Consider the following 24,969-nt stretch of genomic DNA (forward strand, 5'->3'; position numbering starts at 1 on the left):
TCGGTTTTCTAGGCGCCGATAGCCATCCGGATGCCGAGCGCGAACATGACCACGGCGATCGCTCCGTCCAGGATCCGCCAGGAGGTCGGCTTGGCGAAGAACGGCCGCAGCAGCCGGGCGCCGAAACCGAGCGCGCTGAACCAGAGGATACTGCCCAGCATGGCCCCGCCGCCGAACCACCAGCGCGCATCCGGCGCCTGGCTGTTGGCCACCGAGCCTAGCAGCAGCACGGTGTCCAGATAGACGTGCGGGTTCAGCCAGGTGAGCGCCAGCACCGTGGCCACGGCGGCCTTGGTGCTGAGCGGGCCCTGCTGCTCGTTCGCGGTGAGGGAGCCGGGACGGATGGCGCGCTTCGCCGCGATCAGGCCGTAGCCGATCAGGAACGCGGCACCGGCATAGCGGATGACGTCCACCACCACCGGCGCGGCCTCGATAAGCGCGCCGATGCCCAGGATGCCGGCCGCGATGAGCAAAGCGTCGGACAGGGCACAGATGACAACGACGACGGCGACATGCTCGCCGCGGATGCCCTGCCGCAGCACAAACGCGTTCTGCGCCCCGATGGCGATAATCAGCGCTAGCCCGGTCCCCAACCCGAGGACCGCCGTCTGGACCAAATCAAGTGCACTCACAAGATTCGAAGGTACTACGACCGGGCCTGTTCTTGCGGTTGGATGTCCGCCGGGCTATTCCCCTGCCCCGACGGTGAACGTACGTTGGATGGGTAACCCGTCCATATTCCCCTTCAGGAGGAAACCACATGGCAGACAATCCCAGCCCCATCGACATCCAGAAGGCCCTTGGCGGCGTCGACTATCCCGCCTCGGCCGCCGATCTGGTCAAGCACGCGGAGAACTCCGGCGCCGACAACAACGTCCTCGAGGCACTGCGCGGCCTCCCGGAGAAGGACTACGAGACTCCCGCCGAAGTCAACAAGGCCATCTCCAACAGCTGACAACAATTAACGACGCCGGGCGCCCGCCCGGGTGCCCGGGTTCCCGCCTAACAGCGGCCCGAATGCCTCGACGATGGTCGGCTATCATGCTTCCGTGACTATCACCCAGGCCCTGCTGTCCTTCGCCGCCGTCGCTGCCTTGCTGACGATCATCCCCGGCATGGACACAGCTATGGTCCTGCGCTCCGCGATCAGCCAGAACCGCCGGCATGCCTATGCCACGGCACTGGGCATCAACTCCGGCGCCATGGTCTGGGGAATCGCCGCGGCGGTCGGCGCCTCCGCTCTGCTGGCCGCCTCAGAGACAGCATTCACTGTCCTCAAGCTGGTCGGCGCCGCGTACATGGTCTGGCTCGGCGCCTCCCTGCTGTGGAAGTCCTTTCGGACGCCAGCTGTTCCGGCTCCGGATACCGGCGCCTTCCCCGTGCCCCGGGGCGGTTCCCTGCTGGCATCCTGGGCAAAGGGCACCGGTACGAATCTGCTCAACCCCAAGGTCGGGGTTTTCTACATCGCGATGATCCCGCAGTTCATTCCGGACGAGGCCGCTCCGCTCCTGATGGGCATAGCCTTGGCCGCGGTTCACAACCTGCTGGGCCTGCTTTGGTTCACCGGCATTATTTTCGGTACGCATGTTGCCCGGAAATGGCTGCGGACACCGAAGGTAGCGAAGACAATGGACCGCATCACGGGGACGGTCATGATCGGATTCGGCACCGCCCTGGCCTTGGAAACCCGGTAGGCCTACGCGGCTCGTTCCCCTGGCGGACGTGCTTCCGTCCTGGGCGAAGGTGCGCCGATACGCGTCCGCCCGGTATTTTGGAAGGGATCCATTTCCCCCAGTAGAGGACCCTTATGTCTCCGCGCGCCCTGTTCCGCTCTGTCGCCTTCGCCGAGGCGGTGACGTGGACGCTGCTGCTGATCGGCCTGTTCCTCAAGTACGTCACCGAAACCACCGAGGTGGGCGTCCGCATCGGCGGCGGCATCCACGGGTTCGTGTTCCTCTGCTACGCGGCGGTCACGTGCTTCATGTGGGTCAACCAGAAGTGGCCGGCCAAGACCGGCCTCCTCGCGCTGGTTTCCGCCGTCATCCCGTATGCCACCATCCCGGTGGAAAAGTCGCTGGACAAGAGGGGCATGCTCAACGGTGGCTGGCGTCTGGCCGCCGGCGGCGAGGAACCGCACGGCTTGCTGGAAAAGCTCCAGGCATGGGTGCTGCGCAAGCCGATCACGGCCATCGTCGTCGCACTCATTGCTGTGGCCGCCGTCTTCAGTTTCCTGCTGTTCCTCGGCCCGCCCGACACCTGGTTTGCGTAAGGTCCGTCCCGCCGCCTGAGCTCGGCCCTGACGGCGGTCGCCCTTTCCGCGGCTACCGGCCGGAGAGTTCTTCGACCAGCTTCAGCAGCGCGGTGTTATCCAGTTTCCCGTCGCCCTGCGCCACCAGCGCCGCCATGAGCTGAGCCGCCGCGGTGCCCAGAGGAATAGTGACTCCCGCGTCCCGTGCAGCTGCGGTGAGAATGCGCAGGTCCTTATCGTGCAGCTCGGCGCGGAAGCCGGGCTGGAAATTCCGTTCCACCATGCTGGGCGCGCGCCGCTCCAGTACTGCGCTGCCGGCGAGACCGCCGGAGAGGGCGTTGATGGCGGTTGTCGGATCCACCGAGTTTGCCTCAAGGAAGACGATGGCCTCGGCCACGGCCTGGATGTTGACCGCACAGATCAGCTGGTTCGCGGCCTTGACCGTCTGCCCTGCCCCGGCGGGGCCAACATGGACGATGGTCTTGCCCATGGCCTCGAAGACGGGCCGGGCGGTTTCCACCTCGACTCCTTCCCCGCCCACCATGATGGAAAGGGTGGCCTCGATGGCGCCGCGTTCGCCGCCGCTGATCGGCGCGTCCAGCACGCCAAAGCCCCGGGCCCGTCCTGCCTCGGCGATCTTGCGTGCTGTGGCCGGCTGGATGGTGCTCATGTCGATGAAAAGGGCACCCTCGCGGGCATGGGCAAAAACGCCGTCGTCGCCGAGGGCCATCTCCTCGACGTCTGGCGAATCCGGTAGGCAGGTAATGATGACATCGCGGTCCCGGACGGCTTCAGCCACGGTGGCGGCACCCGTCCCGCCGGCTTCGACGAAGCGCTCCACCTTGGCCTGCGAGCGGTTGTACCCCGCCACATCGAACCCGGCCTTGACCAAGTTCGCCGCCATCGGGCCGCCCATAATGCCCAGACCGATGAAACCTATCTTCGTCATGAAAACCTGCCTTCGTCGTTGAAATCGGAAGTGTCGCACCTGCCGGCCACTGTAGTGGCCATTACCCGGGTCCCCGTAATCGATTGCGGACGGTGACCAGTTCGACGTCGAGCACTTGGCCGGCGTCCACCAGGACTGTCATGTAGGTGCAGACCGGCTGGCGACGCCGGTCTGTGGGCGAGCCTGGATTGAGCAGCCGCAGGCCGCCGGGCGAGGTTGTGTCCCACGGGATGTGGCTGTGTCCGAAGACCAGCACGTCCGTCTCGGGGAAGTTGGCATCGGCGCGCTTTTCGCGTCCGGTGGCGGCTCCGGTCTCGTGGATCATGGCGAAGCGGACGCCCTCGATGGTCACTCTGGCGACTTCCGGCAGCCGCGACCGCAGCACTTCGCCGTCGTTGTTTCCATAGACTGCCACCAGCTGCTTGCTCCGCTGTTCGAACTCGTCCAGCAGCTCCGGGACGACCCAATCGCCGGCGTGGAAGACCACGTCGGCCTGCTCGACGGCGTCCCAGACCTGGGCGGGCAGCTGCCGCGCGCGCTTGGGGACATGGGTGTCCGCGACGAGCAGCAGCCGGCTGGCCACTAGGCGCCCTGCGCCTTCCGCTCCGGTGCCGTTTCGGCAAGAAGGGTTTCCAGCCGGTTGTCCGTCAGGTAGGTCATGCCTTCCAGGATGCCCGTCAGCTTGCGGCGCTCCGCGGCGGTGAAGCGGGTTTCATCCAGGATGTCGCTGACCCACAGCCCGTCCATGGCGAGGCGGACGATGATGCCGATGATGCCCGCGGGGTCCCGCGGGTCGAGATCGCGGCTGTCCAGCCTGCGGTTCAGGTAGATCAGCGCCTCGGCGAGATTCGGCCTGGCTACGGCGGTAGCGAGCAATGCCGCCTGGTTCCGGTCGGCGTTCGACCGGGCATCGGCGAAAGCCCGGATGTAGGCCCGTTCTTCTGCACCTGCCGGGACAGGGTCCCGTTCGGCCAGCCTGCCCAGCTGGTGGACCAGCTCGGTAATAATCTCTTCGACGTCCTGTTCGATTTCCTCGATGGGCGCCCCGGGCCTGAACATATCTCCTCCAGCTACTTGTCTGCGGGTTCTCCGCTTGCCTTCAAGTCTAGCCACGACCTGCGGCAACCCACCCATGAGTGCGTGCCGGGCTGCGCAGAGATTTCGACAATCCCTCTGGAGTGCCCTCGCTTTAGCCGCCAACGGCACAAGACGTTCAAAGTCATTCGTTGATTTTTGGTTAAGAACCTAACAAATCTATAAACTTACGGAATGTTCAAGTGCGGATCAGTCCTAAACTGGTTGGATCAATTTCCGGAAGCAGATCGCGAATTGGCCGCACTAACCCTAAAAAGCCTCAGGTTCGTCAGTACAGATCAGGTGAAGATCGACTTGGCAACAGCTGTCACGGAATTGGTAGACCAAATTTCCTGCGACCAAGCAAAGGTAATTATCGAGTCCGTCCTTTCGAAGGAGGACATAGAGCGGTTCTTAGCGCGCAAACGTAGCCATATCGAAGCAAAACACACTGCCGTTCCGACCATGCTGACTTTACCCAGCATGGGCAAGAAGATATCTTCGTCCAAAGGTTCGCAGGAAAAACTTAAACAGCTAGTCGGAGATATAAAATCGCGTAAGATGTGGCCGACTCGCTGCATGTACATGGACTACTATCCATCTGAAGTTAGGGACGAAGATTCCGGTTCTGAAAAATATCTTGACCTTATCGTCCGAGAGCAATACCGCAGCAATAAATTCGCCAAGGCGAGCCGAAAAGTTACGCTTCTTCAAGGACGAGACGTCACTGACTCTGTCGCTGGGCCGCATGAGTCAATTCACATAATACTAATCACTGACAATATTGGGTCCGGAACCCAGGTCGTCGACTTCCTCAGCGAAATACTGCTTTCCCGGATTGTTGGCCCCCTCCGGGGACGCCAAGTACAAATCAGCCTTATTGCATGGACTGTGACAACCCACGGCATCGAACACATTCGGAAATGGATCGAAGAAGAAACGCCGATTTCGCTTGAGGGGAGGGAGGGGTTTTCGGGGTCGCCTTCGATTGAGTTTGACCTTAGATACTTAAACATAACCGAGACCTTTTATGAGATCGAGGACTCCAATATAAGCGTTAGACTGTTTGACCTATTCCAAAAGTATGGTGATCCGCAACAAAAGAAATCAACTCAAGGACTTGGGTTCGGCCGTACAGCGTCTAGGACAGTAATGCTTGGTTCGTCCTGTCCGAATAATGTTCCAGACTTCTTGTACTCTCCCGCGCGCCCGCTGCGATATAAGCCACTTTTCGAGAATAAGCAGGTGCCTGGCGATCTAGGCGACTATATCCTCAACAACAGAACTGCTGCGAATGGACTGAACGGCATGAATCGGACATTCATGCTAGAGATGAGGAGGCAACGACTCATCCAAGCCGCAAACCGTCCCGATCCGACCGGTGACCCGACGTGGAGAATTTTGCTACTCGCCGTGGCTGGCTACACGAAGTGGGATGCCGTCAGTTCCGTCGGTGTTCCCTATCACAGATTTTGCAAGGCAGAATCATCGTTGGTGCACATGAGGTGGATTACTTCAGATTTTCTGCCGACTGAAGCAGGAGTAAACATCGTCCGAGCCTTCGGCACGAAGAAAAACTACGCAGACTACGCTGCCGCCAGGAAATACATGAAGCGCTCTGTTGACGCAGGACAGACTATCTACTACCCTCGATCGTTGCGTGGGGTGCGGTAATGCCTAGTACAGTCATCCAATCTGGATGACACGGTCTGGGGATAGGGTGCGAAAAACGGCCCTGTCTTTGGCGGTTCGCAACGGATGAATCATCAAAAGCACATTGTCAATTTGACGTGTGTTCGTGAATAGGTGGTTCATGCCGGCGTCCAATATATTACACATTTTAATATCAACCACAGATCGAGCCAGACGAAATTCAATAGAATTTCGCCGGCATGAGGGAAATCAATGGTAGGAAGTATCCCACCCCACGCTTACACGAAAGAGCTTCTCAGTAGAGGTGGAACGGCATCCCTTCTGCACGAAGTCAAAAAAATTGATCGTGCATGCTTAAAATCTGGAGTAGTTCCGCTATACACGTTGACTCATCTATGTGTAATCGCCCGAGTCTCTCACGAGGTGGCACGTGACGTTATTTTTAACCACCGGGTTCACTACAAATCCAGAAGATTAGCTAAGAGACCAGGGCATGGATACAGGACGATTTATGAGCCCTCGGCTCCACTAAAGTCCCTCCAGCGCGCAATACTGCAAAACTGCTTGCCGAAGGCCTCTCTCACAGACCTATCGTTTGCCTTCGAGACCGGGCGGTCCACGTCAGGGGCTGCCCGTCGTCATATCGGCGCCAGGTCCATGATCCATGTTGATATTCAAGATTTTTTCGACTCCATACGCTCGCGGCGCGTTTACTCAGTTTTTGCACAGCTCGGCTACCCAGAGTTACTTGCCCTCGAGATGGCGGTCATCGCGTCTGTTGGGCATGAGGTTGCTCTAAGGGGCGAGAATGACAAGGGATTCACATATGAATTCCTCGAGGAGGGTCGCCTGCCTCAAGGCGCATCCACAAGCGGTAAGCTTTCCAACCTTGTTTGCCTTCGTTTGGATGACCTACTACTGCAGATCAGTGACAGGTGGGGAGGGGTAGTGACCCGGTATGCGGATGACATCAGCTTTTCGACGCCGCGTCCACTATCTCGGAAGGAATGCGCGTCAATTTACTTCGAGATCCAAGACGCTGTGCATCGTTCCGGATTCCAGTTGAATCCACGTAAGACCCGCATCCTGCCCAGAGGCAATGAATTTCGAATGCTAGGCCTGTGCGTTGGACAGAAACATGTTTGGCTTAACAAGAATTATAAGAGCGCTATTCGCGCACACCTTTACGGGGTAGAGGAATTCGGCATTTCGGCACACGCGATATCGCGTGGATTTGATTCAGACTATGAGTTTATGAACTTCATATGGGGCCATTACGCCTATTGTGTTGACGTAGACGTAACTTTCGCAAGGGAGCTACGTTCACGATTAGAGATAGCAGGCGTTTCCCGTATCTGAGGTTAACCGTGCTCGACGGCCATGTTCGAGAAGCGTGAATAGTGGCCTTGGAAGCCGACCACGATGGTCTTCGTCGGGCCGTTACGGTGCTTGGCTACAATCACGTCTGCTTCACCCGCACGAGGTGACTCTTTGTCATAGATATCCTCGCGGTGCAGGAGGATGACCATATCCGCATCCTGCTCGATCGAGTTATGGACAGCGATGCCGTTCGCCACGAAGTTATGGTTGCCCAGGACCGTAGCGTCAAAGACTTCTTCTTCGCCGTCGGGAATGATGCTCACGATCGAGTCCCAGAACAGATCGTTGACGGCTTCAACATCCAGATCAGCCTTTTCAAGGACCGCTGTCATCCGGCCGAGAGCCGGTTCCGAAGGGTCCTCCATAATGTTCCGAACCTCTGACCAAACTGTGTCAGGCACGGGTTTCGGCGCGGGCATGGCAGAGGCATCCCTCACCAGTTCAAGGAGGCGCTCGGCTGCCGGAGTCACATCGCCGTATACGTTGATTTCCTGCAGGAATCTGCGCTGGTCATCCGTACCTGAGATCGCCAACCGGAAGCCCTCGGACACCATAGCGATTTCGGCGCTGATGCCAAACCGCAAGAGCAGCGTGGCGAGGCCGTCCAGAACCGCGCGGGATCCAGAGGCAAAACTGATGTCCCCGCGAGTACCTGACATCGTTACGCCGACCGTGCCGCCGGCAGTCCAGAGCTGGCCAAAGAACAAAGCGATCTGCTTCTTCGGCAGGGCAAACACTGCACTGGGGACAAAGGCCATCGCGTCGCTAACGTGACCGTCTTCGACGTCGTAAATCTCAGGGGAAGTACGCGTCGCGTTGGCTCCCAGCACCTTGGCGGCCGCCACTACTTGCTCATCGCTCCAGACAACGCGCTCGGATGGGCCGTTTACGTGTCGCGGAACTCCAAGCCGGTCCCCGACTGTCAGCTCCCCAAGTGGTTTCCAGCCCTCATAAGTGAAGAAGGGATGGTTTTCCGTGGCCCGGACAGTCTTTCCTGAAGAGAGAGTCAGCCGGTAGACCGGTTTCACTCCGGTGGAGAAAACATGCGTCAGGTGGCGCTCGACATAGCGGAGGCTTTCGTCGAGCGACCAAACGGGCACATCCTTGGCACCGGAAGCGAACAATTCGCCCATGGTTGTCTCAGCACCGGTATCCGAACGCAACACGCGGGTATCGGCGGTCAGGCAACCCGATTCACGAAGGTCGGAAACCATCGGCTTCTTATCCGTACGCTGCTCGGAACCACGGTTCAGCTGCGACAGCGCAATCACGGGAACCTCGAGCTCCTTAGCCAGCAGTTTGAGCGCACGGGAGAACTCGGAAACTTCCTGCTGACGCGATTCCACGCGCTTACCGGACGACATCAGCTGGAGGTAGTCCAGGACCACCAGCTTGAGATCATGGCGCTGCTTCAGACGGCGGCACTTGGCGCGGATTTCCATCAGCGACATGTTGGGGCTGTCGTCAATGAAGAGCGGAGCATCATTCATCCGGCCCATGGTGGTGGCGATCTTGCCCCACTGCTCGTCCTTGATGGTTCCCTTGCGCAGGTCCTGCAGCCCGATGGTTGCTTCTGCCGAGAGCAAGCGCATGGCGATCTCGTTCCGGCCCATTTCCAGGGAGAAGAAGACCGTCGTCATGTTGTTCTTAATCGCTGCAGACCGGGCAAAATCCAAAGCGAACGTCGATTTACCCACAGCCGGCCTTGCCGCAATAACGATCATCTGTCCGCCGTGCAGGCCCTGGGTCAGTTCGTCGAGTTCGTAGAAGCCGGTGGGAACACCCGTCATGCCTTCGCCGCGGTGGCCGGCAGATTCGATCTCGTCGACCGTACCTTCAATAATGTCCTTCAGGGCGACATAGTCTTCGGCGGTCCGGCGCTCGGCCACGGTGTAAATCTCCGCCTGCGCCTGGTTAACGATGTCGTCGACTTCGCCGTCCTGCGAGTATCCGAGCTGGACGATCTTGGTTCCGGCATCCACCAGCCGGCGGAGCACAGCGCGTTCACGCACGATCTCCGCGTAGAAGCCGGCGTTGGCAGCCGTGGGGACGGACTGGATGAGGGTGTGCAGGTATGCGGGTCCGCCGATGCGCGAGATTTCGCCGCGCTTGGTCAGCAGGTCGGAGACGGTGACGGCGTCGGCAGGTTCGCCGCGGCCGTAGAGGTCGATGATGGCCTCATAGATCGCTTCATGCGATGGACGGTAGAAGTCGACGCCGCGCAGCACCTCGACGCAGTCTGCGATGGCGTCCTTGGACAGCATCATGCCGCCGAGTACCGACTGTTCGGCTACGAGATCCTGAGGCGGGGTACGTGCGAAGTCCGGTTCCCGGCCAGCCTGGGCGGAGTCGGCATGTACTAAAGTCACCGCTGCCTGCTTTCTCTACTAAAACGACAAACCGGGCAATCGCATCCCGCCTCGCCCGTTGAAACGGGTATATCAGCCGCCTCCGACGCTTTCCGCTGCTCCCGGTTGAGGGCACGAAAAACTAGAGACCGGATCGCGGTCTGTTGAGGGATACTCCGCAACGTTAGCCCTCTATCCACACAGAACCAAGCGAGTTATCCACCGGTCCTGTGGATTAATTGTGGATTAGGCGGCGTGTCTTGTGCACAGCCTGTGTGCACAACTGTGGATAACAAAGTTAACTCAGCAGTAACAAGGCTCTGACCTGCGGAAACTTTTATTCATGACTGTGGATTAAAGAATTTTCTGTGGAACACTCATCCACATCCCTCGTGTTGACAGATGCCTCACATAGCCCTACACGCTACTTATCCACGCCGTTATCCACAGCCTTTTCCACCCGCGCGCCCCAACGCTAGGCCTATCCTGTGCCACTGACGTGCGTCGTTACCCGTTCGGCTCGAAAACAAAGAATCTCGCCCTTCAGGTACCACTTTTAGTTCGGCGCAGTCTCGGGCGGAGGGCTGCTGCCCATCTGGTTGTGCCCGTAGGATTGATCACATGGAGCTTTTCCTGATCCCCTTGCTAATTCTGGTTGTCGTCGTTGCGCTCGGCCTGCTCCTGTTGAAAACGGCCAAACGCAGATCCACACCCACCGACGACGGCGGCGGAACCGGCCGCCGGCAGGGGCTGACTGCGGCGCCTGCTACCTCCAAGGAGCATTCCGAGCTGGCCAGCAGCCGGCTGAACCAGCAGCAGCACACGGCCGTCTACTCCGCTATCGCGAGGGGCGATGCGCTGCGGGCGATCAAGGATTACCGGGCTGCGACCGGAGCCGGCCTGCGCGAAGCTGCTTCCGCCGTCGCAAATATGTCCGCTCACCCCCAGCCGTACACTCCCCCGCAGGCGCCCCAGCCGGAGGATGGCCCCGGGACCGCGCGGCCGGACTCCGACGGCACCACGGAGAGGAGCGCCGCTTTGAAGCCCGATTCCACTCCTGAGCCGCTCGCCACTCCGGAATCAAGCACCACTGCCGATGCCTCGGCCGCCCGCGCAAGCGTCACTCCGGCCACGGGCTACCGTTACCGGGCGATCGTCTCCAAAGGCGATGAGATCAGGGAGATCGCGAGTACCCGGCTCAATGACGAGGTCTTTGCCAGGATCAGGGCGGCGGCGCTCGACGGCGACAAGGAAGCCGCGGTGCAGTTGCTGATGGAACACTCGGACGCGTCCCAGCAGGAAGCAGCCGGCTTTGTGGAGCTCATCCACGACGAACCACCGGCGGGCGCCCCGGAAGGCCCCTGAACCTTCCCGCGGCAGCCATCCATCTGCCAGACTGCCTCCATGACTGAAAACAAGACTGCACCCACCGCTGAGTCCGCCCAGGCCTTTGTGGACGCTGTGGAGCATCCCGTCCGGCGCGCGGACGGACAGGTGCTGCTGGACCTCTTCGAGCAACTGACGGGCCAGCCGCCGGTCATGTGGGGGCCGTCCATCATCGGCTTCGGCAGTTACCACTACAAATACGCCAGCGGGCGCGAAGGCGATGCTGCCGCCGTCGGTTTCTCGCCGCGCAAGGGCAACCTCGCGCTCTACGGCCTGACCTACGCGCCCGGGTCAGCGCCGCTGCTGGAGAGGCTGGGCAAGCACAAGACGGGGGCGGCCTGCCTCTATATCAACAAGCTGGCGGACGTGGATGTCGCTGTCCTCAGGGAGCTCATCGCCCTCGGCTACAAACACATGACGACGGCGGTCCACGAGTCGCTGCAGAGCCAGTCCTAGCCGGATTGCAGGCCGCAGCCAGAGGCTAATGGGCGGTGCCAGGGCTAGCGGCGGCGCGGAGGGCTTGGCGACGGCGCAGGGCTAACCGGCGAGCAGCCAGATCCACAGCCACACCGGCGGCACTGCGCAGATAATCCCAAGGATCAGGCCGATCGTGGCCAGCCGGCGGGCATGGGTACGCCGGGCGAGTGCGGAAACCGCCAGGGCCACGGCGCCCAGCGCGAACATGAGCACGGGCAATGCCACGAGCGGAGCCAGGATCAGCCCGGCACCGCCGGTCGCCGCGGCGTAGATCAGGACCAAGACGAGCAGGAGCGCGGCGAGCCCCGACGAGACGAGCGCCCAGAGCGCGGTGCGGGAACGGTTCCGGGAAGTTTGCGCAGTAGCCACCCGTCTATTGTCCGGTGCCGGACCGCGGCAGGGCCAATCCGGCCCGGCGCCGCCAGTCTTGCCCTACAGCTCCACCGTGCCGCGGATGACGATCTGCACGTCGCCACCGACCCACACGTCGCCGTCTTCGGCCCGGACGTACAGCCGCGCATCCCGGCCCAGTCTGGATCCCTGGCGGACGGTATAGCTCGCCGGGGCGGCGCCCTCGCCGATCAGCCACTGCCCCAAGGCGGCATTCAGGCTCCCTGTCGCCGGGTCTTCGGCAGGAACCGCCTCGAAGCCCATCAGCCCGCGGACCTCGAAACCGAGCTCGCTGCCTTCCGGATAGGCCCCAATAAGTCCGACGCCGAAGGGCGAGAGGGCGGCGTAGTCCGGTTCCACCTCGAGTACTGTCCGGGCATCGGTGAGCTGGAGTGCCTGCCAGCGGGGGCCGTTGTCCGCCCACTGGTGGCGGACGACGGCGGAGCGCTCCAGCCCCAGCGCGGCACAGATCCGCTCAACATTTTCCTCCGGCAGTTCACCCGTACGTACCCGTGGCGGGGCGGCGAAGGCCAGCCGGCCGCCGTCGTTCTTCAGGTTGACCAGCCCGGCTTCGCATTCCTGCACCAGGCCAGTGTCGCTCTGCGGACTGCCGCCGTCCTGCAGCCAGACGGCGGCGCTGCCCAGGGTCGGATGCCCGGCGAAGGGCAGCTCTTCGCTCGGCGTGAAGATCCGGACCCGGTAGTCGGCCCCGGGCTGCGTCGGCGGCAGTAGGAAGGTGGTCTCGGAGAGGTTGGTCCAGTTGGCGAAGCGCTGCATTTGCTCCGTGGAGAGGTCCTCCGCGCCGCCGACCACCGCCAGCGGATTGCCGGTTCCGGGACCGGTGGTGAAGACATCAACCTGGGAAAACGCGTGGGTACTCACGTCGGTAGCCTACTCGGTACGGCGTCCGGCAGCTCAGCGTTCCGGGTGGAGGGTCTTGCTCCACAGGACGGCGCCGCGGGCGTTGCGCAGGCTCACCGTGAAGACGTCGTCGCCGTCGAGCTCCACGTGGCCGAAGAACTGGGCCTCTCCGGTGCGCGGTGACTGGTTGGTGTAGCCGGCCTGCGAAAACACGACCTCGGGGCCGAAGGTCAGGTCCATCTCGTTGGGCCCGAAGCCGCCGGCGTTGATGGGTCCCGCGACGAACTCCCAGAACGGGTCGAAGTCCTTGAACGCGGCCCGTTCCGGCGCGTAGTGGTGAGCCGCGCAGTAGTGCACATCCGCGGTCACCCAGACGACGTTCTTGATGCGGTTGTCCTTGAAGGCCTTGAGCAGCCTGGCCAGTTCCAGTTCGCGGCCCAGCGGGGCGCCGTCGTTGTTGTTGGCAATGCTCTCCTGTGCCTTGCCGTCCGGAACGATGATGCCCAGCGGCAGGTCGGCAGAGATGACTTTCCACGTGGCCTTGGACTTTTTCACTTCGTGGATCAGCCACTGCAGCTGCTCTTCGCCGAGGATGCTGGTGGCCTTTTGCTCCAGTCCCGCCGTGTTTTCGCCCTTGTAGGTGCGCATGTCCAGCGCGAAAATGTCCAGCTGCGGCCCGCGCTCGATCTTCCGGTAGATCCGGGCCGGCTCGAAGCCCGTAGTGCCCTTGCGCGTGGCGCGGCTGTCGGTGATCGGCATGTACTCCTGCCAGGCCTGGCGGCCGCGGGCGGCCAGCGTATCGATGTCGCGGACGGTGTAGCGCGGGTCGTCGATGACCTCGCCGTGCCACCAGTTGTTGTGCGTCTCGTGGTCATCCCACTGCGCGATCACCGGCACCTCCGCGTACATGGCTCGCAGGTTCGCGTCCATCATGTTGTAGCGGTGGCGCCCGCGGTATTCGTTCAGGGTTTCGGCGACCTTGGAGACCTCTTCGGTCACCAGGTTCTTCCAGATCCGGCCGTCCGGCTCCCTGACTTCCGCCGAGATGGGTCCGTCGGCATAAATGGTATCGCCGCAGTGGATAAAGAAGTCGGGGCGGGTCTCGTGCATGGCCCGGTAGCCGAGCATGCCGCCGATCTCTTCGTTGATGCCCCAGCCCTGGCCGGCCGTGTCACCCGTCCAGACGAAGCTTTGGCCACGCTGGTGGCGGGGGCCCCAGCCCTGCCCGCGGCCGGACGCACCCGGGGCGTCCGGCGTCGCAAAGGAACCGCGGACAACCTCACCGGGCACACCGCGTTCATCCTCGAACCGCAGCGACAATTGAAACCGGCTGCCGGAAGGCAGGTTGCGCGCGTCGAACTTCGCCGTGAAGTCCGATGCCTCGGTGGCCCAGCCGCTGCGCACCACGCGCTCGAAGGCACCCTTGCCGCGCAGAACACGGCCGTCGTCGTCGGTTGTCCGCAGGGTGGCGATCAGGCGGCCGGGGCCGGAGGCGCGGGACCAGAGAACGGCGGACCTGCTGGTGACATCGCCGGTGGCGATGCCGCTGGGCAGCGTCAGACGCTTGCGGACCAGCGGAGCGCCGCCGGCCGAAGGACGGGAAACGGCCGACGCCGGCGCGGCCCCTGCGGCGGCGACGGTTCCGGCTGCGGCGAAGGCACCAAGGACAAGGGAACGGCGGGAAATTTCGGGCATGGCCCCACTGTTGCCGAACGGCCTGACGCGCTGGTGGCCTGGGTGTGAACGTCCGGTAAGCGTCCGGCGACGGGAGCATGAGCCGGTGCGCCCCGACATGGCAAAGGACCCCCACCCGTGAGGGCAGAGGTCCTTTGCGCAAAATGTCGGTATCACCGCAAGCGGATCAACCAAGCATCGGGCTATTAGCCTGCAACGACCTGGAGGTCGATGACAGCGGCTACGTCCTCGTGCAGACGAACGTTGGCCTGGTACTTGCCAACCGACTTGATGTGCTCAGGCAGTTCAACCTTGCGCTTGTCGATGGCGCCCAGACCTGCAGCTTCAACGGCTGCTGCAACGTCGGCGGGCTTGACGGTACCGAACAGGCGTCCGGACTCGCCGGCCTTGACGGTCAGCTTGACCGGCTTGGCGGACAGGGACTGGGCCTGAGCCTGAGCATCTTCCAGGGAAGCGTGCTCGCGGGCTGCACGGGCAGCCTTGATGGACTCAACCTGCTTCTCGCCGCCCTTGGACCAGGCCAGAGCGAAGCCGCGGGGCAGAAGGTAGTTACGGGCGTAACCGTTCTTTACCTCGACGACGTCACCTGCGGTACCGAGACCGGTTACTTCGTGGGTCAAAATGAGCTTTGCCATGTTTGTACTCTCCTCTTCGCTTCGCTTAGCCGCGGCCAGCGCCGGAGTAAGGCAGCAGAGCAACTTCGCGGGCGTTCTTGATTGCCAGTGCGATCTTGCGCTGCTCCTGCACGGTTACACCAGTAACGCGGCGGGCGCGGATCTTTCCGCGGTCGGAGATGAACTTGCGCAGCAATGCTACGTCCTTGTAGTCGATGACGGTGACGTCAGCGGCCTTCAAGGGGTTGGACTTTGGTTTGGGCTTACGGAGTTCAGCCTTAGCCATCGTGGAGCTCCTTTATCTAGTGGAGCCCGCAGAACGTTTCTGCGGGATGGGGTGTTTTGTTTAGAAGGGCGGTTCGTTGGAGTCAGGACCATTGCCCCAGCCGCCGGCGTTGCCGCCGCCTGCCGGTGCGCCCCAGGGGTCATCCTGAGGTGCGGACTGCGGAGCGGATTGCGGTGCTCCCCAGCCCTGGTTCTGGTTTCCGCCGAAGCCACCGCTGTTGCCGCCGCCGAAGCCGCCCTGGCCACCGCCGGAGCGCTGGGTACGGGTAACCTTTGCGGATGCATAACGCAGCGAGGGGCCGATTTCGTCGACCTCAAGCTCCATCACGGTGCGCTTTTCGCCTTCTTTGGTCTCATAGGAACGCGACTTCAGTCGCCCCTGAACGAGCACACGGGTGCCCTTGGTCAGGGTCTCGGCGACGTTCTCTGCAGCCTCACGCCATACCGACGCGCGGAGGAACAGGGTTTCCCCGTCCTTCCATTCGTTGGACTGGCGGTCAAAGGTCCGCGGCGTGGAAGCAACGGTGAAGTTTGCTACTGCCGAGCCTGACGGAGTGAACCGGAGTTCCGGATCGTTGGTGAGGTTACCAACGACGGTGATTACGGTTTCGCCTGCCATACTGCCTCCTGATGTCCTGATCCGCGGACTATTAATGTCCGCGGTTCTGCGTTCTGAAGAGTGGAGCCGGTGGGGCTCCGAAGATCAAAGCTGAAATTACTCAGCGGAGATCTTCTGCTCCTCCGGGCGGATGATCTTGGTGCGCAGGATGGTCTCGTTCAGACCAAGCTGACGGTCAAGCTCAGCTGCGGTTGCGGGGGTAGCGGTGAAGTTAACCACTGCGTAGATGCCTTCGGACTTCTTCTTGATGTCGTAGGCAAGACGGCGGCGTCCCCAGATGTCGACCTTGTCGACGGTGCCACCGTCGGTGCGGATGACGTTGAGGAACTTGTCGAGCTGAGGCTCTACGGTACGCTCTTCGACCTCGGGGTCGATGATTACCATCAGTTCATAAGCACGCATTGTGAACCCACCTCCTTTGGGCTAGACGGTCACGGTATTTCCGTAACAGGAGGTTCTATTGCGTTGTCCGGCCGCAGAACCACCGCAGACTCTTTCGGGTGTTTTGGTTATTCTCACAGAAAAAAGACGGCGGCAATGCCAGCACAGACTCATCAAGCTTACCGGACAGGTGGGCCGGGGAGTTAATCCGCGGATTGACGCGGTTCCAGGGCCGGCGCACGCGCGCGCGACTTGTCCTCCACAGCCGGGCTGTCAGCGGCCGGGCAGGCCGGAAACGTCGACCACTTCGCAGCGCTGGACCCACCACTTCTCGCAGCCGACCGTGACAACGGCGGTGCCCGCGTCGCCATAACCGGTGTCGAAGTCCGTGGTGACCTCCACGACGGAGAGCTGGTCCAGCTTCTCGACGCGGGCGGCCTGCTTGATCTCGTAACTGCTCAGCAGCTGGCTGTCCAGATAGGCGGTGGCGCTGATCTTGGACTGTTCGGTGGCGGAGTTCAGGTAGGCCAGGTGGTTCATTACCACCACGGCGAGCACCGCGACGACGGCGAGGGCCACGAACGTGAAACCCAGGGCGGCCGCAAGGTTGCGTCCCACCGAGCGGGTCTTGCCCGCGGCGGATTCACCGTCTTCCTCGTGGACCCGCTCATCCAGCTCTTCCAGATTCATGTCCCCCAACACCTTCCGTAGAAGGCCACCTTATCCCGGGACCGGCGGTATGTGGATGGGAAAAGGTTAGGGAACCTCCGGCGCCGGGCCGCGCAGGGTCAGTAATCCAGCCCCTGGCTCGGGACCACCAGGCCTGTCTCGTACGCATAGACCACGGCCTGCACCCGGTCACGCAGGTGCAGCTTACTCAGGATCCGGCGGACATGCGTCTTCACCGTGGCCTCGGAGAGGAAGAACTTGTGCGCGATCTCGGCGTTGGACAGCCCCTCGGCGATGGCGGAGAGTACTTCGAGCTCCCGCGGCGTGAGGTCATCGAGCAGCGGGTCGCGCTGCGGCGCCACGGCGGGGCTGGCATCGGCAGGCAGGGCCCGGACGTAGGTTTCCAGCAGCCGCTGCGTTACCCGCGGTGCCACCACGGCGTCCCCGCTGGCCACCAGCCGCACGGCGTGGACCAGTTCGTCCGGTGCCACGTCCTTGAGCAGGAAGGCACTCGCCCCGGCCTGCAGCCCGGCAAAGGCATATTCGTCCAGGTCGAACGTGGTCAGGATGATGATCCGCGCACACAGTCCGGCCGCGGTGATCTGCCGGGTGGCTTCGATTCCGTCCAGCACGGGCATGCGCACATCCATCAGCACCACGTCCGGCTCGAGCTTCCGGACTAGCTCCAGCGCTTCGGCACCGTTGGACGCCTCGCCCGCGATCTCGACGTCGTCCTCGCCCTCGAGGATCAGGCGGAATCCCATGCGCAGCAGCGGCTGGTCATCGACCAGCAGCACCCGGATGGGGCCGGACGGTACCGGCGCCGTTGCTTCAGTTGGTGCAGTTGATTCAGTGCTTTCCTCAGCCATGTGCAGGCTCCTCCCCCGGCCAGTACAACGTTGCTTCAACCATCCAACCACCATTGGGACGCGGACCGCAGTCCACCGTGCCGTGGTAAATCGCCGCGCGTTCGCGCATGCCGGTAATGCCCTGCCCGGCACCCAGGGACTTCACCGACGCCGGGGCATGCCCGTCGTCGGTGACGCGGATATTCACCACCGAGCCGGCCCGGGTGATGTCCACCTTGACCTCGCTCAGGCCGCGGGCATAGCGCAGCACGTTGGTCAGCGACTCCTGCACAATCCGGAACACGGTCAGCTTGAAATTCCGGTCTTCGGGCAGCACCGGACCGCTGGTGACCACGCGCAGCGGCAGCCCGGCGGCGCGGAAGCCTTCGATCAGCTCCATCAGCTCGCTCCCGGCCGGCTCCAGCGGTGCGGCCGGCTGGGCGTCGTCGCGCAGCACGCCCAGCACCCGGCGCATATCGGCGAGCGCGGTGCGGCCGGTGACGGAGAGCTGGTCGAGCACGTCCGCGGCCCGCCCCGGATCCTTCTTAACAACGACGGCGGCGCCGTCCGAGAGCGCGATCATCACCGACAACGAGTGGGCCACGACGTCGTGCATTTCGCGGGCAATCCTGGTTCGTTCGTTGGCCGAGGCGAGCAGGGCATTGTCGGCGGCCCAGCGGCGCAGCTCCTCTTCGTGCTGCCGGTCGCGCCGGACGGTGATCCCGATGCCGGCGGCAATGACGTTGAACAACAGAATGACGACGCCGGAGATCAGCCCGATGTAGGGCGGCAGCTCGCCGGAGGCGATGCTTTCGGCGATTTCGGCCGGCATTTTGAAGGCCATGGCGACCAGCAGCGGGGCCCCGGCGAGGACGGCCGCCACCAGCGCGTGCAGTGCCCGGACCGTAGTGGCTACGGTGTAGATGGCAAGCCACATGCCGATGGAGCTGCTGCCGGTACTGGTGAACAGGACGGTGAGCACGTCCCCGACGACAATCGCCGCCAGCACCAGCCAGGGAAAATGCCGGCGGAACACCAGCGCCGTGCAGGCGCCCAGCAGCAGGATCAGCGGCAGCCATTCGCCAATGCCGATGCTGTAGATCGCATTGCCCAGGCCGAACAGGAAGTTGGCCACCACCAGCAGCCAGTCCATAGCCACCGGGTGGGCATGGAAATAGCGGCGGAAAGGTCCCCGCCGCTTGGAAGATATCTCAGCGAAGGAGACGGCGGCCGTTCGCTCCGCCGCCTCCCTCGCTGAAGTCTGTGTGCTCATGCTGGTGAGCTTATCCCCGGCCTAGACGTCCCGGGACTTGGTGGTCACCGCGGCAGCGGCGAGCAGCACCGCGGTCCAGGCTGCCATGACAAGACCGCCCTGCAGCTGGGTCAGGTCGCCGTCGGCAATTTCCAGCGCCAGCAGCTGGCGGCCGGCGTTGGAGGGCAGGTAGGGCACCACGCCGTCCTGGATCCAGTCGAACTGGAGGATGCTCGCCACGATCGGCAGCACCAGCAGCAGGGCCACCAGCGTGACGATCCCGCCGGCGCTGTTGCGCAGCAGCGACCCCAGGGCCAGGCCCATCAGGGCCACCAGCGCCAGGTAGACACCGGAGAGCAGCAGCGACTGCACGAAGTTCTCCACGTCCAGCCCGTAGTCCAGTCCGTAGCCGGCCAGGATGGGCTGGCTGAGGAAATACGTGGCGAAGCTGGAGACAATACCGACGACGGCGGCTACCGCAGCAACGACGACGGCCTTGGCCGCCAGCGGGGACAGGCGGCCCGGTACGGCGGTCATGGTGGAGCGGATCATGCCGGTGGAGTATTCGGAAGCGATCAGCAGCACGCCCAGGGCGCCGATGATCAACTGGCCGAAGTCGATGCCGCCGGTGGCCATCATGTACAGCATGGACTCGTCCATGCCCATGGCTGCCGGGTCCTGCCCGCTTTCGCGGATGGACTCCATGCCGGAGCCCATGCCCCAGGCGCCGAGCATGCCGATGCCGATCATGACGACGATCGTGGTGGCCAGCAGGATCCAGGTGGAGCGCAGGGTGGTGAACTTGATCCACTCCGAGTGCAGGGACCGGACGAAATTCACGCCGCTGCCGGTGGCGTGGGCCGGCTTGTTCATGGTTGCAGTGCTCATGGCCTTACTTTCCTTCCCGGCTGGTGCCCGCGGGGGCCAGTTCGGCCGGCGGTGCAGGCTGTCCCGGCAGTGCTTGCAGCGGCGTCTGGGTGTCGATGTTCTGCGAGTGGTATTCCACTTCGTCCTTGGTCAGGTCCATGTAGACCTCTTCCAGCGAAGCCTGCAGCGGGGTGAGTTCGTAGACCAGCACCTGCTGTTCCAACGCAGCCCGGGCGATGTCGCGGGGGTCGACGCCGGTGATCTCCAGCAGCGCCGTATCGCGGGTATCCACACTGACGCCGGGAGCGGCGAGCGCGCGGATCAGCGCCTCCGGGTTGTCTGTCCGGACGCGCGAACGCACCTGGTTCTGGCTGTTCAGGAAGTCCTGCATGCTGGCATCGGCAATGATCTTGCCGCGGCCGATCACCAGCAGGTGGTCCGCGGTCTGCGCCATTTCGCTCATCAGGTGCGAGGAGAGGAACACGGTGCGGCCTTCGGCGGCGAGCGAACGGACCAGGTTGCGGACCCAAAGCACGCCTTCGGGATCGAGCCCGTTGACGGGCTCGTCCAGGATGATGGTCTGTGGATCGCCCAGCAGCGCGGCGGCGATCCCCAGCCGCTGGCCCATGCCGAGCGAGAAGCCGCCTACCCGCTTCTTGGCGACGGCGCCGAGGCCGGTCAGGTCGATGACCTCCTGCACCCGCTTCGCCGGGATGCCGTGCGTGGCCGCCATGGCGCGCAGATGGTTGTAGGCACTGCGGGAGCTATGGACCGCCTTGGCGTCCAGCAGCGCGCCGACTTCGCGCAGCGGAGCCTTGTGCGCGGCATAGTGCCTGCCGTTCACTTTGACGTCGCCGCTGGTGGGCCGGTCCAGCCCCATGATCATGCGCATGGTGGTGGACTTGCCCGCGCCGTTCGGGCCGAGGAAGCCGGTGACTTTGCCCGGCTGCACGGTAAAGGAGATGCCCTGCACGGCGGGTTTCTTGCCGTACACCTTGACCAGGCCGTGTGCCTCGATCATGTCTGCCGTCCTTAAAGTTCGGGGTTGCGGGCGGAGAAGATTCCCGCACCAACCACGCTACGGGCCGGCGGCCTCGGCGTAACCGCACTGCAGGATGATCTTGCCGCGGCCCGCGTAGTCCTTGAGGACTACAGGGTCGTCCGCGGGAGGCCTGCCAACGGGTAGGACAGTACCTTGCCTTACCGCCGGACGGGCTCCTGTTCGCGGGCGGCGGGGGCGGTCAGCAGCGAGGCGACCATGAGCACGGCCACCGCGAGCAGGGCGTTGCGGATGCCCACATGTTCGCCGAGGAAGCCGAGGAACGGCGGTCCGGCCAGGAACGCCACATAGCCCAGGGTGGAGACCACCGAAACGCGTTCGGCGGCGAAGGCCCGGTCATCGGCCGCCGCGGACATACCCATCGGGAAGCCGAGCGCGGCGCCCGCGCCCCAGAGGACCGCGCCGAAGACGGCCAGCGGCACGTCGGGGGCGAGGACGAACACCAGCAGGCCCACCAGCGCCGTGCTCATGCTCACCCGCAGCACCAGGACCCGGCCCCAGCGGTCGATGAACCGTCCGCCGACCAGCCGCAGCAGCGTCATCGAGGCCACGAAGATGCCGAACAGCACGGCCCCGATGGCCTCCGATGCGCCGAGCCCCACCACCGTGGCCTGGGCGATCCAGTCATTGGCCGCGCCCTCGGTCAGTGCCGCGCCGAGGACCAGCACGCCGATCAGCACGGTGCGCGGTTCGCGCCAGGCGGCGAATTTGCCGCGGCGGGGAGCGCCGTCGTCGTCGTTAGGTTGTTCCGGCGCATGCGGCAGAAAGTACTTGGGCACGGTGAGGACGGCGACGGCCACCAGCACGGCCATGAACAGCAGATGCACGGCGAGCTGGACCTGGAGGACTGAGAGCGCCGCGCCGATCATCGCGCCGACGAAGGCGCCCAGGCTGAAGGCGGCATGGAACTGCGGCATGATGGTGCGCAGCAGGCGGCGCTCGACGTCGGCGCCCTCGATGTTCTGGGCCACATCCCACCAGGCGACGCCGATCCCGTAGACGAACAACGCCGCCGCGGCTCCGGGAACGGAGCCCGCGAAGAGCGCCATCGCCAGCCCGACGGCGGCGAGTGCCGCCACGGTGCCGCCCGCGCGCACGGTGTTGGCCGTGCCGATGCGCGCCGAAATCGGGCCAGCCAGCGGCAGCGAGACCACCGAGCCGAGCCCGAGTGCCAGCAGCAGGGCGCCGATCTGCCCGGCGGAAATCTGCAGCGCGGAGGCCGCCGCGGGGATGCGGGCCGCCCAGCTGGCGAAGACCAGTCCGTTCAGCCCAAAGATGATGAAGGTGGCGTACTTGGCGCCGGCAACGGAACCGGGCGGCGTCATCGCTGGCGGACCACGCGCTCTTCGTCCCAGACCGGCGCGTCGCTCTCGTAGACCCTGCCGTCGGAGCCGAAGACTAAAAAGCGGTCGAAGCTGCGGGCGAACCAGCGGTCGTGGGTGACCGCGAGGACCGTGCCCTCGAACGCATCGATGGCGCGCTCCAGTGCCTCGGCCGAGTGCAGGTCCAGGTTGTCGGTGGGCTCGTCGAGCAGCAGCAAGGTGGCGCCGGAGAGTTCCAGCAGCAGGATCTGCAGCCGGGCCTGCTGGCCGCCGGAGAGCGAGTCATATTTTTGCTCCGCCTGCTGCGCCAGTCCGTAGCGGTCCAGCACTGCGGCCGCGGCTTCCCGGCCCAGGCCGGAGCGGTGTTCGTCGCCGCGGTGCAGGATGTCCACCAGGGTGCGGCCGAGCAGATCGGGGCGGACGTGGGTCTGCGCGAAGAAACCCGGGCGGATGCGTGCGCCGAGCTTGACCGTCCCGGTGTGCGGAACCTCGGCAATCTCGACCTCGGAGACCGGCAGGTGCTCCTTCTCCGGATCCGTGCCGCCGCTGGCCAGCAGCCGCAGGAAGTGCGACTTGCCCGAGCCGTTGGAGCCCAGCACGCCCACGCGGTCGCCGAACCAGATCTCGGTGCTGAACGGCTTCATCAGGCCGGTCAGCTCCAGCTTGCTGGCGACGATGGCACGCTTGGCGGTGCGGCCGCCCTTGAGCCGCATGTGCACGTTCTGCTCGATCGGCACGGCCTCTGGGGGCCCGGCCTCGAGGAACTTCGCCAGCCGGGTCTGCGCCGCGTGGTAGCGGTTGGCCATGTCGGAGCGGAAGGCCGCCTTGTTCTTGTACATGTTGACGAGTTCCTTGAGCTTCACGTGCTCCTCGTCCCAGCGCTTGCGCAGCTCCTCGAAGCGGGCGTTGCGGTCCGCGCGTGCCTGCAGGTAGCTTTCGAAACCGCCGCCGTGCACCCAGGCTGTGGCGCCGAGGGCACCCGGTTCCAGCGTGACGATCCGGTTGGCGGCGTTGGCCAGCAGCTCCCGGTCGTGGCTGACGAAAAGCACGGACTTTTTGGAGTCGTTCAGCTTCCCTTCCAGCCAGCGTTTGCCGGGCACGTCCAGGTAGTTGTCCGGCTCGTCGAGCAGCAGCAGCTCGTCCGGGCCGGAGAACAGTGCCTCGAGGACCAGGCGCTTCTGCTCGCCGCCGGAGAGGGTCGACGCCGCACGGTGCTGGGCGCGGTCGAAGGGGATGCCGAGCGCGGCCATGGTGACTTCGTCCCAGACGGTTTCCAGCTCGTAGCCGCCGGCGTCGCCCCAGTCCGCGATCGCTTGGGCGTAGCGCATCTGGGTGGGCTCGTCGTCGTGCTCCATCATGGCCAGTTCGGCCGCATCCACCGCCTTGGCGGCGGCTGCGAGGGCAGGCGGCGCGGCGCTCACCAGCAGGTCCCGCACCGTGGTGTCGTCCCGGACCTGGCCGACGAACTGGCGCATGATGCCCATGTTGCCGGAGCGGCTGACCGCGCCCTCGTCCGGGGTCAGGCCACCGGCGATGATGCGCAGCAGCGTGGTCTTGCCGGTGCCGTTCGGTCCGATCAGAGCGGTTTTGGCGCCGTCGCCGACCTTGAAGCCGACGCCGTTGAGCAGCTGGCGTCCGTCGGAGAGGAAGAAATCAATATTGGTCACGTCAAGATGGGCCACCGTTATAGTGTGTCACTTCCGGCGGTCGAGGCAGACATTGCCCGGGTTCGGCCGAGGTGACCCGCGGCGCGCGGCTGAAACGGCCCCGGACAGACGAAATGGCTCAAAGTCAGGCCTCCCCAAGAGCCAACTCACTTCGAGCCATTTCGTATCTGCAGCCGCGAATATCCGGTGCTAATGCACCACAGCCGGGTCTCCCCAGCCGCCCCCAACGGACTAAGCTGCTGCCGGATCCGGGCCGGTTTCCCGTTCCGCTTCCAACACAATCAATTCTGCTCGGCCATGGAGCGTTTGACCAGCGTTAACCACCCCAGTTAGGAAAAGCTAGGGTGGCTGTGGTTCGGCCCGATACTGCAGTCTGCCGGAAGCGCCGAGGCTTGAAGCGCCACGGCTGCCGACGGCAGGGGCGTGCACGTACACCGCGCGGCAGTTTATCGTTACATATAAGACAGCCGCTTCGCTCCAGCCCAGCGAGCGCCACCCAGTCCAGGAGGAGCCATGGAACCGATCGCCATCGAAGGAGACAAAGCCACCCTGGAGCTCACCGGGGATGGAATCCTGAACCTGCGGTGGACGGAAGGGGTGCGGATCGAAGCCGAGGACGCCCGCGCCGCGATGCGGGAGGTCAACAACCTCTCCGGCACCGATGAGCATCCGATGCTGGTTGACATGGCGACCACGCAGTCCGTGAGCCGGGGTGCCCGCGCGGTCTTCTCGATTCCCTGCGCCGCGAACCGGATAGCGCTGCTGGGCAAATCCGCCGTGGACCGGGTCATCGCCAACTTTTTCCTCGGCGTGCACACCCCGCCGTGCCCCACGCGGTTCTTCAACTCGCGGTCCGAAGCCATGGCGTGGCTGGTGCAGGAGCAGGACGCGAACCACGACGACGGCGGGGCCGGCTGAATCCGC

The 24,969-nt window shown here is 63.7% G+C and carries 27 protein-coding genes; 8 read left to right on the top strand and 19 right to left on the bottom strand.

From position 1 onward, the window contains the following. Nucleotides 1-8 precede the first annotated feature (8 nt). A complete protein-coding gene (locus AC20117_RS06165; RefSeq protein ID WP_074700477.1) occupies nucleotides 9-632 on the bottom strand; it encodes a LysE/ArgO family amino acid transporter in 624 nt (207 codons plus the stop codon). A 128-nt stretch (nucleotides 633-760) separates the two neighbouring features. Here AC20117_RS06165 and AC20117_RS06170 point away from each other — a divergent pair, with 128 nt between their 5' ends. From AC20117_RS06170 to AC20117_RS06180, 3 genes are all read left to right on the top strand, one after another. Beyond that, nucleotides 761-955, top strand: coding sequence for a DUF2795 domain-containing protein (locus tag AC20117_RS06170; RefSeq protein ID WP_074700476.1), 195 nt, complete (start codon nucleotides 761-763; stop codon nucleotides 953-955). A 94-nt stretch (nucleotides 956-1,049) separates the two neighbouring features. After that, nucleotides 1,050-1,694, top strand: coding sequence for a LysE family translocator (locus tag AC20117_RS06175; protein WP_074703180.1), 645 nt, complete (start codon nucleotides 1,050-1,052; stop codon nucleotides 1,692-1,694). Nucleotides 1,695-1,807: 113 nt separating this feature from the next. Further along, the gene (locus AC20117_RS06180) at nucleotides 1,808-2,269 is read left to right on the top strand and encodes a DUF3817 domain-containing protein (RefSeq protein WP_074700475.1); all 462 of its coding nucleotides are present in this window, start codon (nucleotides 1,808-1,810) and stop codon (nucleotides 2,267-2,269) included. 52 nt (nucleotides 2,270-2,321) lie between these two features. On the opposite strand, the gene AC20117_RS06185 is transcribed toward AC20117_RS06180, so the two are convergent. The 3 genes from AC20117_RS06185 to AC20117_RS06195 all read right to left on the bottom strand — a co-directional run bounded on the left by AC20117_RS06185 (nucleotide 2,322) and on the right by AC20117_RS06195 (nucleotide 4,256). Then, on the bottom strand, nucleotides 2,322-3,197 hold the full coding sequence (locus AC20117_RS06185) for a 2-hydroxy-3-oxopropionate reductase (RefSeq protein WP_074700474.1): 876 nt from the start codon (nucleotides 3,195-3,197) through the stop codon (nucleotides 2,322-2,324). A gap of 61 nt (nucleotides 3,198-3,258) precedes the next feature. Then, nucleotides 3,259-3,780, bottom strand: coding sequence for a metallophosphoesterase family protein (locus AC20117_RS06190; protein WP_074700473.1), 522 nt, complete (start codon nucleotides 3,778-3,780; stop codon nucleotides 3,259-3,261). Then, nucleotides 3,780-4,256, bottom strand: a complete 477-nt coding sequence (locus tag AC20117_RS06195) for a TetR family transcriptional regulator (RefSeq protein ID WP_074700472.1) — start codon at nucleotides 4,254-4,256, stop codon at nucleotides 3,780-3,782. The genes AC20117_RS06190 and AC20117_RS06195 overlap by 1 nt, the downstream gene beginning before the upstream one ends. A gap of 270 nt (nucleotides 4,257-4,526) precedes the next feature. Here AC20117_RS06195 and AC20117_RS06200 point away from each other — a divergent pair, with 270 nt between their 5' ends. After that, nucleotides 4,527-5,945, top strand: a complete 1,419-nt coding sequence (locus tag AC20117_RS06200; protein ID WP_139186774.1) for a phosphoribosyltransferase-like protein — start codon at nucleotides 4,527-4,529, stop codon at nucleotides 5,943-5,945. Between the two features lie 231 nt (nucleotides 5,946-6,176). After that, nucleotides 6,177-7,283, top strand: a complete 1,107-nt coding sequence (locus AC20117_RS24280; RefSeq protein ID WP_083339705.1) for a reverse transcriptase family protein — start codon at nucleotides 6,177-6,179, stop codon at nucleotides 7,281-7,283. A 2-nt stretch (nucleotides 7,284-7,285) separates the two neighbouring features. Here the strand turns inward: AC20117_RS24280 and dnaB are convergent, their stop codons facing one another. Beyond that, nucleotides 7,286-9,673: a replicative DNA helicase gene (gene dnaB, locus AC20117_RS06210; RefSeq protein ID WP_074700469.1), complete on the bottom strand. Its 2,388-nt coding sequence runs from the start codon at nucleotides 9,671-9,673 to the stop codon at nucleotides 7,286-7,288. A gap of 600 nt (nucleotides 9,674-10,273) precedes the next feature. On the opposite strand from dnaB, the gene AC20117_RS06215 reads away from it, so the two are divergent. Together AC20117_RS06215 and AC20117_RS06220 are read left to right on the top strand one after the other, a co-directional pair. Beyond that, entirely contained in the window at nucleotides 10,274-11,017 is a 744-nt protein-coding gene (locus AC20117_RS06215) for a hypothetical protein (protein WP_074700468.1), read from the top strand. Nucleotides 11,018-11,056: 39 nt separating this feature from the next. Beyond that, nucleotides 11,057-11,494 (top strand): DUF1801 domain-containing protein, encoded by a 438-nt coding sequence (locus tag AC20117_RS06220; RefSeq protein ID WP_074700467.1) that lies wholly within the window; start codon nucleotides 11,057-11,059, stop codon nucleotides 11,492-11,494. An 81-nt stretch (nucleotides 11,495-11,575) separates the two neighbouring features. On the opposite strand, the gene AC20117_RS06225 is transcribed toward AC20117_RS06220, so the two are convergent. The 14 genes from AC20117_RS06225 to AC20117_RS06290 all read right to left on the bottom strand — a co-directional run bounded on the left by AC20117_RS06225 (nucleotide 11,576) and on the right by AC20117_RS06290 (nucleotide 24,060). Next, nucleotides 11,576-11,884 (bottom strand): hypothetical protein, encoded by a 309-nt coding sequence (locus AC20117_RS06225; RefSeq protein WP_074700466.1) that lies wholly within the window; start codon nucleotides 11,882-11,884, stop codon nucleotides 11,576-11,578. Nucleotides 11,885-11,947: 63 nt separating this feature from the next. Continuing rightward, complete coding sequence (locus AC20117_RS06230; protein WP_074700465.1) at nucleotides 11,948-12,787, bottom strand: PhzF family protein; 840 nt, start codon at nucleotides 12,785-12,787, stop codon at nucleotides 11,948-11,950. A 33-nt stretch (nucleotides 12,788-12,820) separates the two neighbouring features. Beyond that, nucleotides 12,821-14,461: an alkaline phosphatase D family protein gene (locus AC20117_RS06235; RefSeq protein WP_074700464.1), complete on the bottom strand. Its 1,641-nt coding sequence runs from the start codon at nucleotides 14,459-14,461 to the stop codon at nucleotides 12,821-12,823. Nucleotides 14,462-14,646: 185 nt separating this feature from the next. After that, the gene (gene rplI, locus AC20117_RS06240; protein WP_074700463.1) at nucleotides 14,647-15,096 is read right to left on the bottom strand and encodes a 50S ribosomal protein L9; all 450 of its coding nucleotides are present in this window, start codon (nucleotides 15,094-15,096) and stop codon (nucleotides 14,647-14,649) included. Between the two features lie 25 nt (nucleotides 15,097-15,121). Further along, the gene (gene rpsR / locus AC20117_RS06245) at nucleotides 15,122-15,361 is read right to left on the bottom strand and encodes a 30S ribosomal protein S18 (RefSeq protein WP_026543915.1); all 240 of its coding nucleotides are present in this window, start codon (nucleotides 15,359-15,361) and stop codon (nucleotides 15,122-15,124) included. A gap of 60 nt (nucleotides 15,362-15,421) precedes the next feature. Next, nucleotides 15,422-15,979 carry a single-stranded DNA-binding protein gene (locus AC20117_RS06250; protein WP_074700462.1) on the bottom strand — a complete coding sequence of 186 codons (558 nt, stop codon included), beginning with the start codon at nucleotides 15,977-15,979 and terminating at the stop codon, nucleotides 15,422-15,424. A gap of 96 nt (nucleotides 15,980-16,075) precedes the next feature. Then, on the bottom strand, nucleotides 16,076-16,381 hold the full coding sequence (gene rpsF / locus AC20117_RS06255) for a 30S ribosomal protein S6 (protein WP_074700461.1): 306 nt from the start codon (nucleotides 16,379-16,381) through the stop codon (nucleotides 16,076-16,078). A gap of 252 nt (nucleotides 16,382-16,633) precedes the next feature. Then, nucleotides 16,634-17,050 carry a hypothetical protein gene (locus tag AC20117_RS06260; protein ID WP_074700460.1) on the bottom strand — a complete coding sequence of 139 codons (417 nt, stop codon included), beginning with the start codon at nucleotides 17,048-17,050 and terminating at the stop codon, nucleotides 16,634-16,636. A 98-nt stretch (nucleotides 17,051-17,148) separates the two neighbouring features. Then, complete coding sequence (locus AC20117_RS06265) at nucleotides 17,149-17,793, bottom strand: response regulator (protein ID WP_236777541.1); 645 nt, start codon at nucleotides 17,791-17,793, stop codon at nucleotides 17,149-17,151. Nucleotides 17,794-17,890: 97 nt separating this feature from the next. Further along, complete coding sequence (locus AC20117_RS06270) at nucleotides 17,891-19,150, bottom strand: sensor histidine kinase (RefSeq protein WP_074700458.1); 1,260 nt, start codon at nucleotides 19,148-19,150, stop codon at nucleotides 17,891-17,893. Between the two features lie 21 nt (nucleotides 19,151-19,171). After that, entirely contained in the window at nucleotides 19,172-20,017 is an 846-nt protein-coding gene (locus tag AC20117_RS06275) for an ABC transporter permease (RefSeq protein ID WP_074700457.1), read from the bottom strand. 4 nt (nucleotides 20,018-20,021) lie between these two features. Beyond that, complete coding sequence (locus AC20117_RS06280) at nucleotides 20,022-21,017, bottom strand: ABC transporter ATP-binding protein (protein ID WP_074700456.1); 996 nt, start codon at nucleotides 21,015-21,017, stop codon at nucleotides 20,022-20,024. Between the two features lie 179 nt (nucleotides 21,018-21,196). After that, nucleotides 21,197-22,381: an MFS transporter gene (locus AC20117_RS06285; protein WP_074700455.1), complete on the bottom strand. Its 1,185-nt coding sequence runs from the start codon at nucleotides 22,379-22,381 to the stop codon at nucleotides 21,197-21,199. Further along, nucleotides 22,378-24,060 (bottom strand): ABC-F family ATP-binding cassette domain-containing protein, encoded by a 1,683-nt coding sequence (locus tag AC20117_RS06290; protein ID WP_074700454.1) that lies wholly within the window; start codon nucleotides 24,058-24,060, stop codon nucleotides 22,378-22,380. The genes AC20117_RS06285 and AC20117_RS06290 overlap by 4 nt, the downstream gene beginning before the upstream one ends. Before the next feature lie 498 nt (nucleotides 24,061-24,558). Between AC20117_RS06290 and AC20117_RS06295 the strand changes: the two genes are divergently transcribed. Next, entirely contained in the window at nucleotides 24,559-24,963 is a 405-nt protein-coding gene (locus AC20117_RS06295) for a DUF7793 family protein (protein ID WP_074700453.1), read from the top strand. The last annotated feature ends 6 nt before the right edge of the window (nucleotides 24,964-24,969 follow it).

The sequence above is a fragment of the Arthrobacter crystallopoietes genome (genome assembly GCF_002849715.1).
Classification (GTDB): domain Bacteria; phylum Actinomycetota; class Actinomycetes; order Actinomycetales; family Micrococcaceae; genus Crystallibacter; species Crystallibacter crystallopoietes.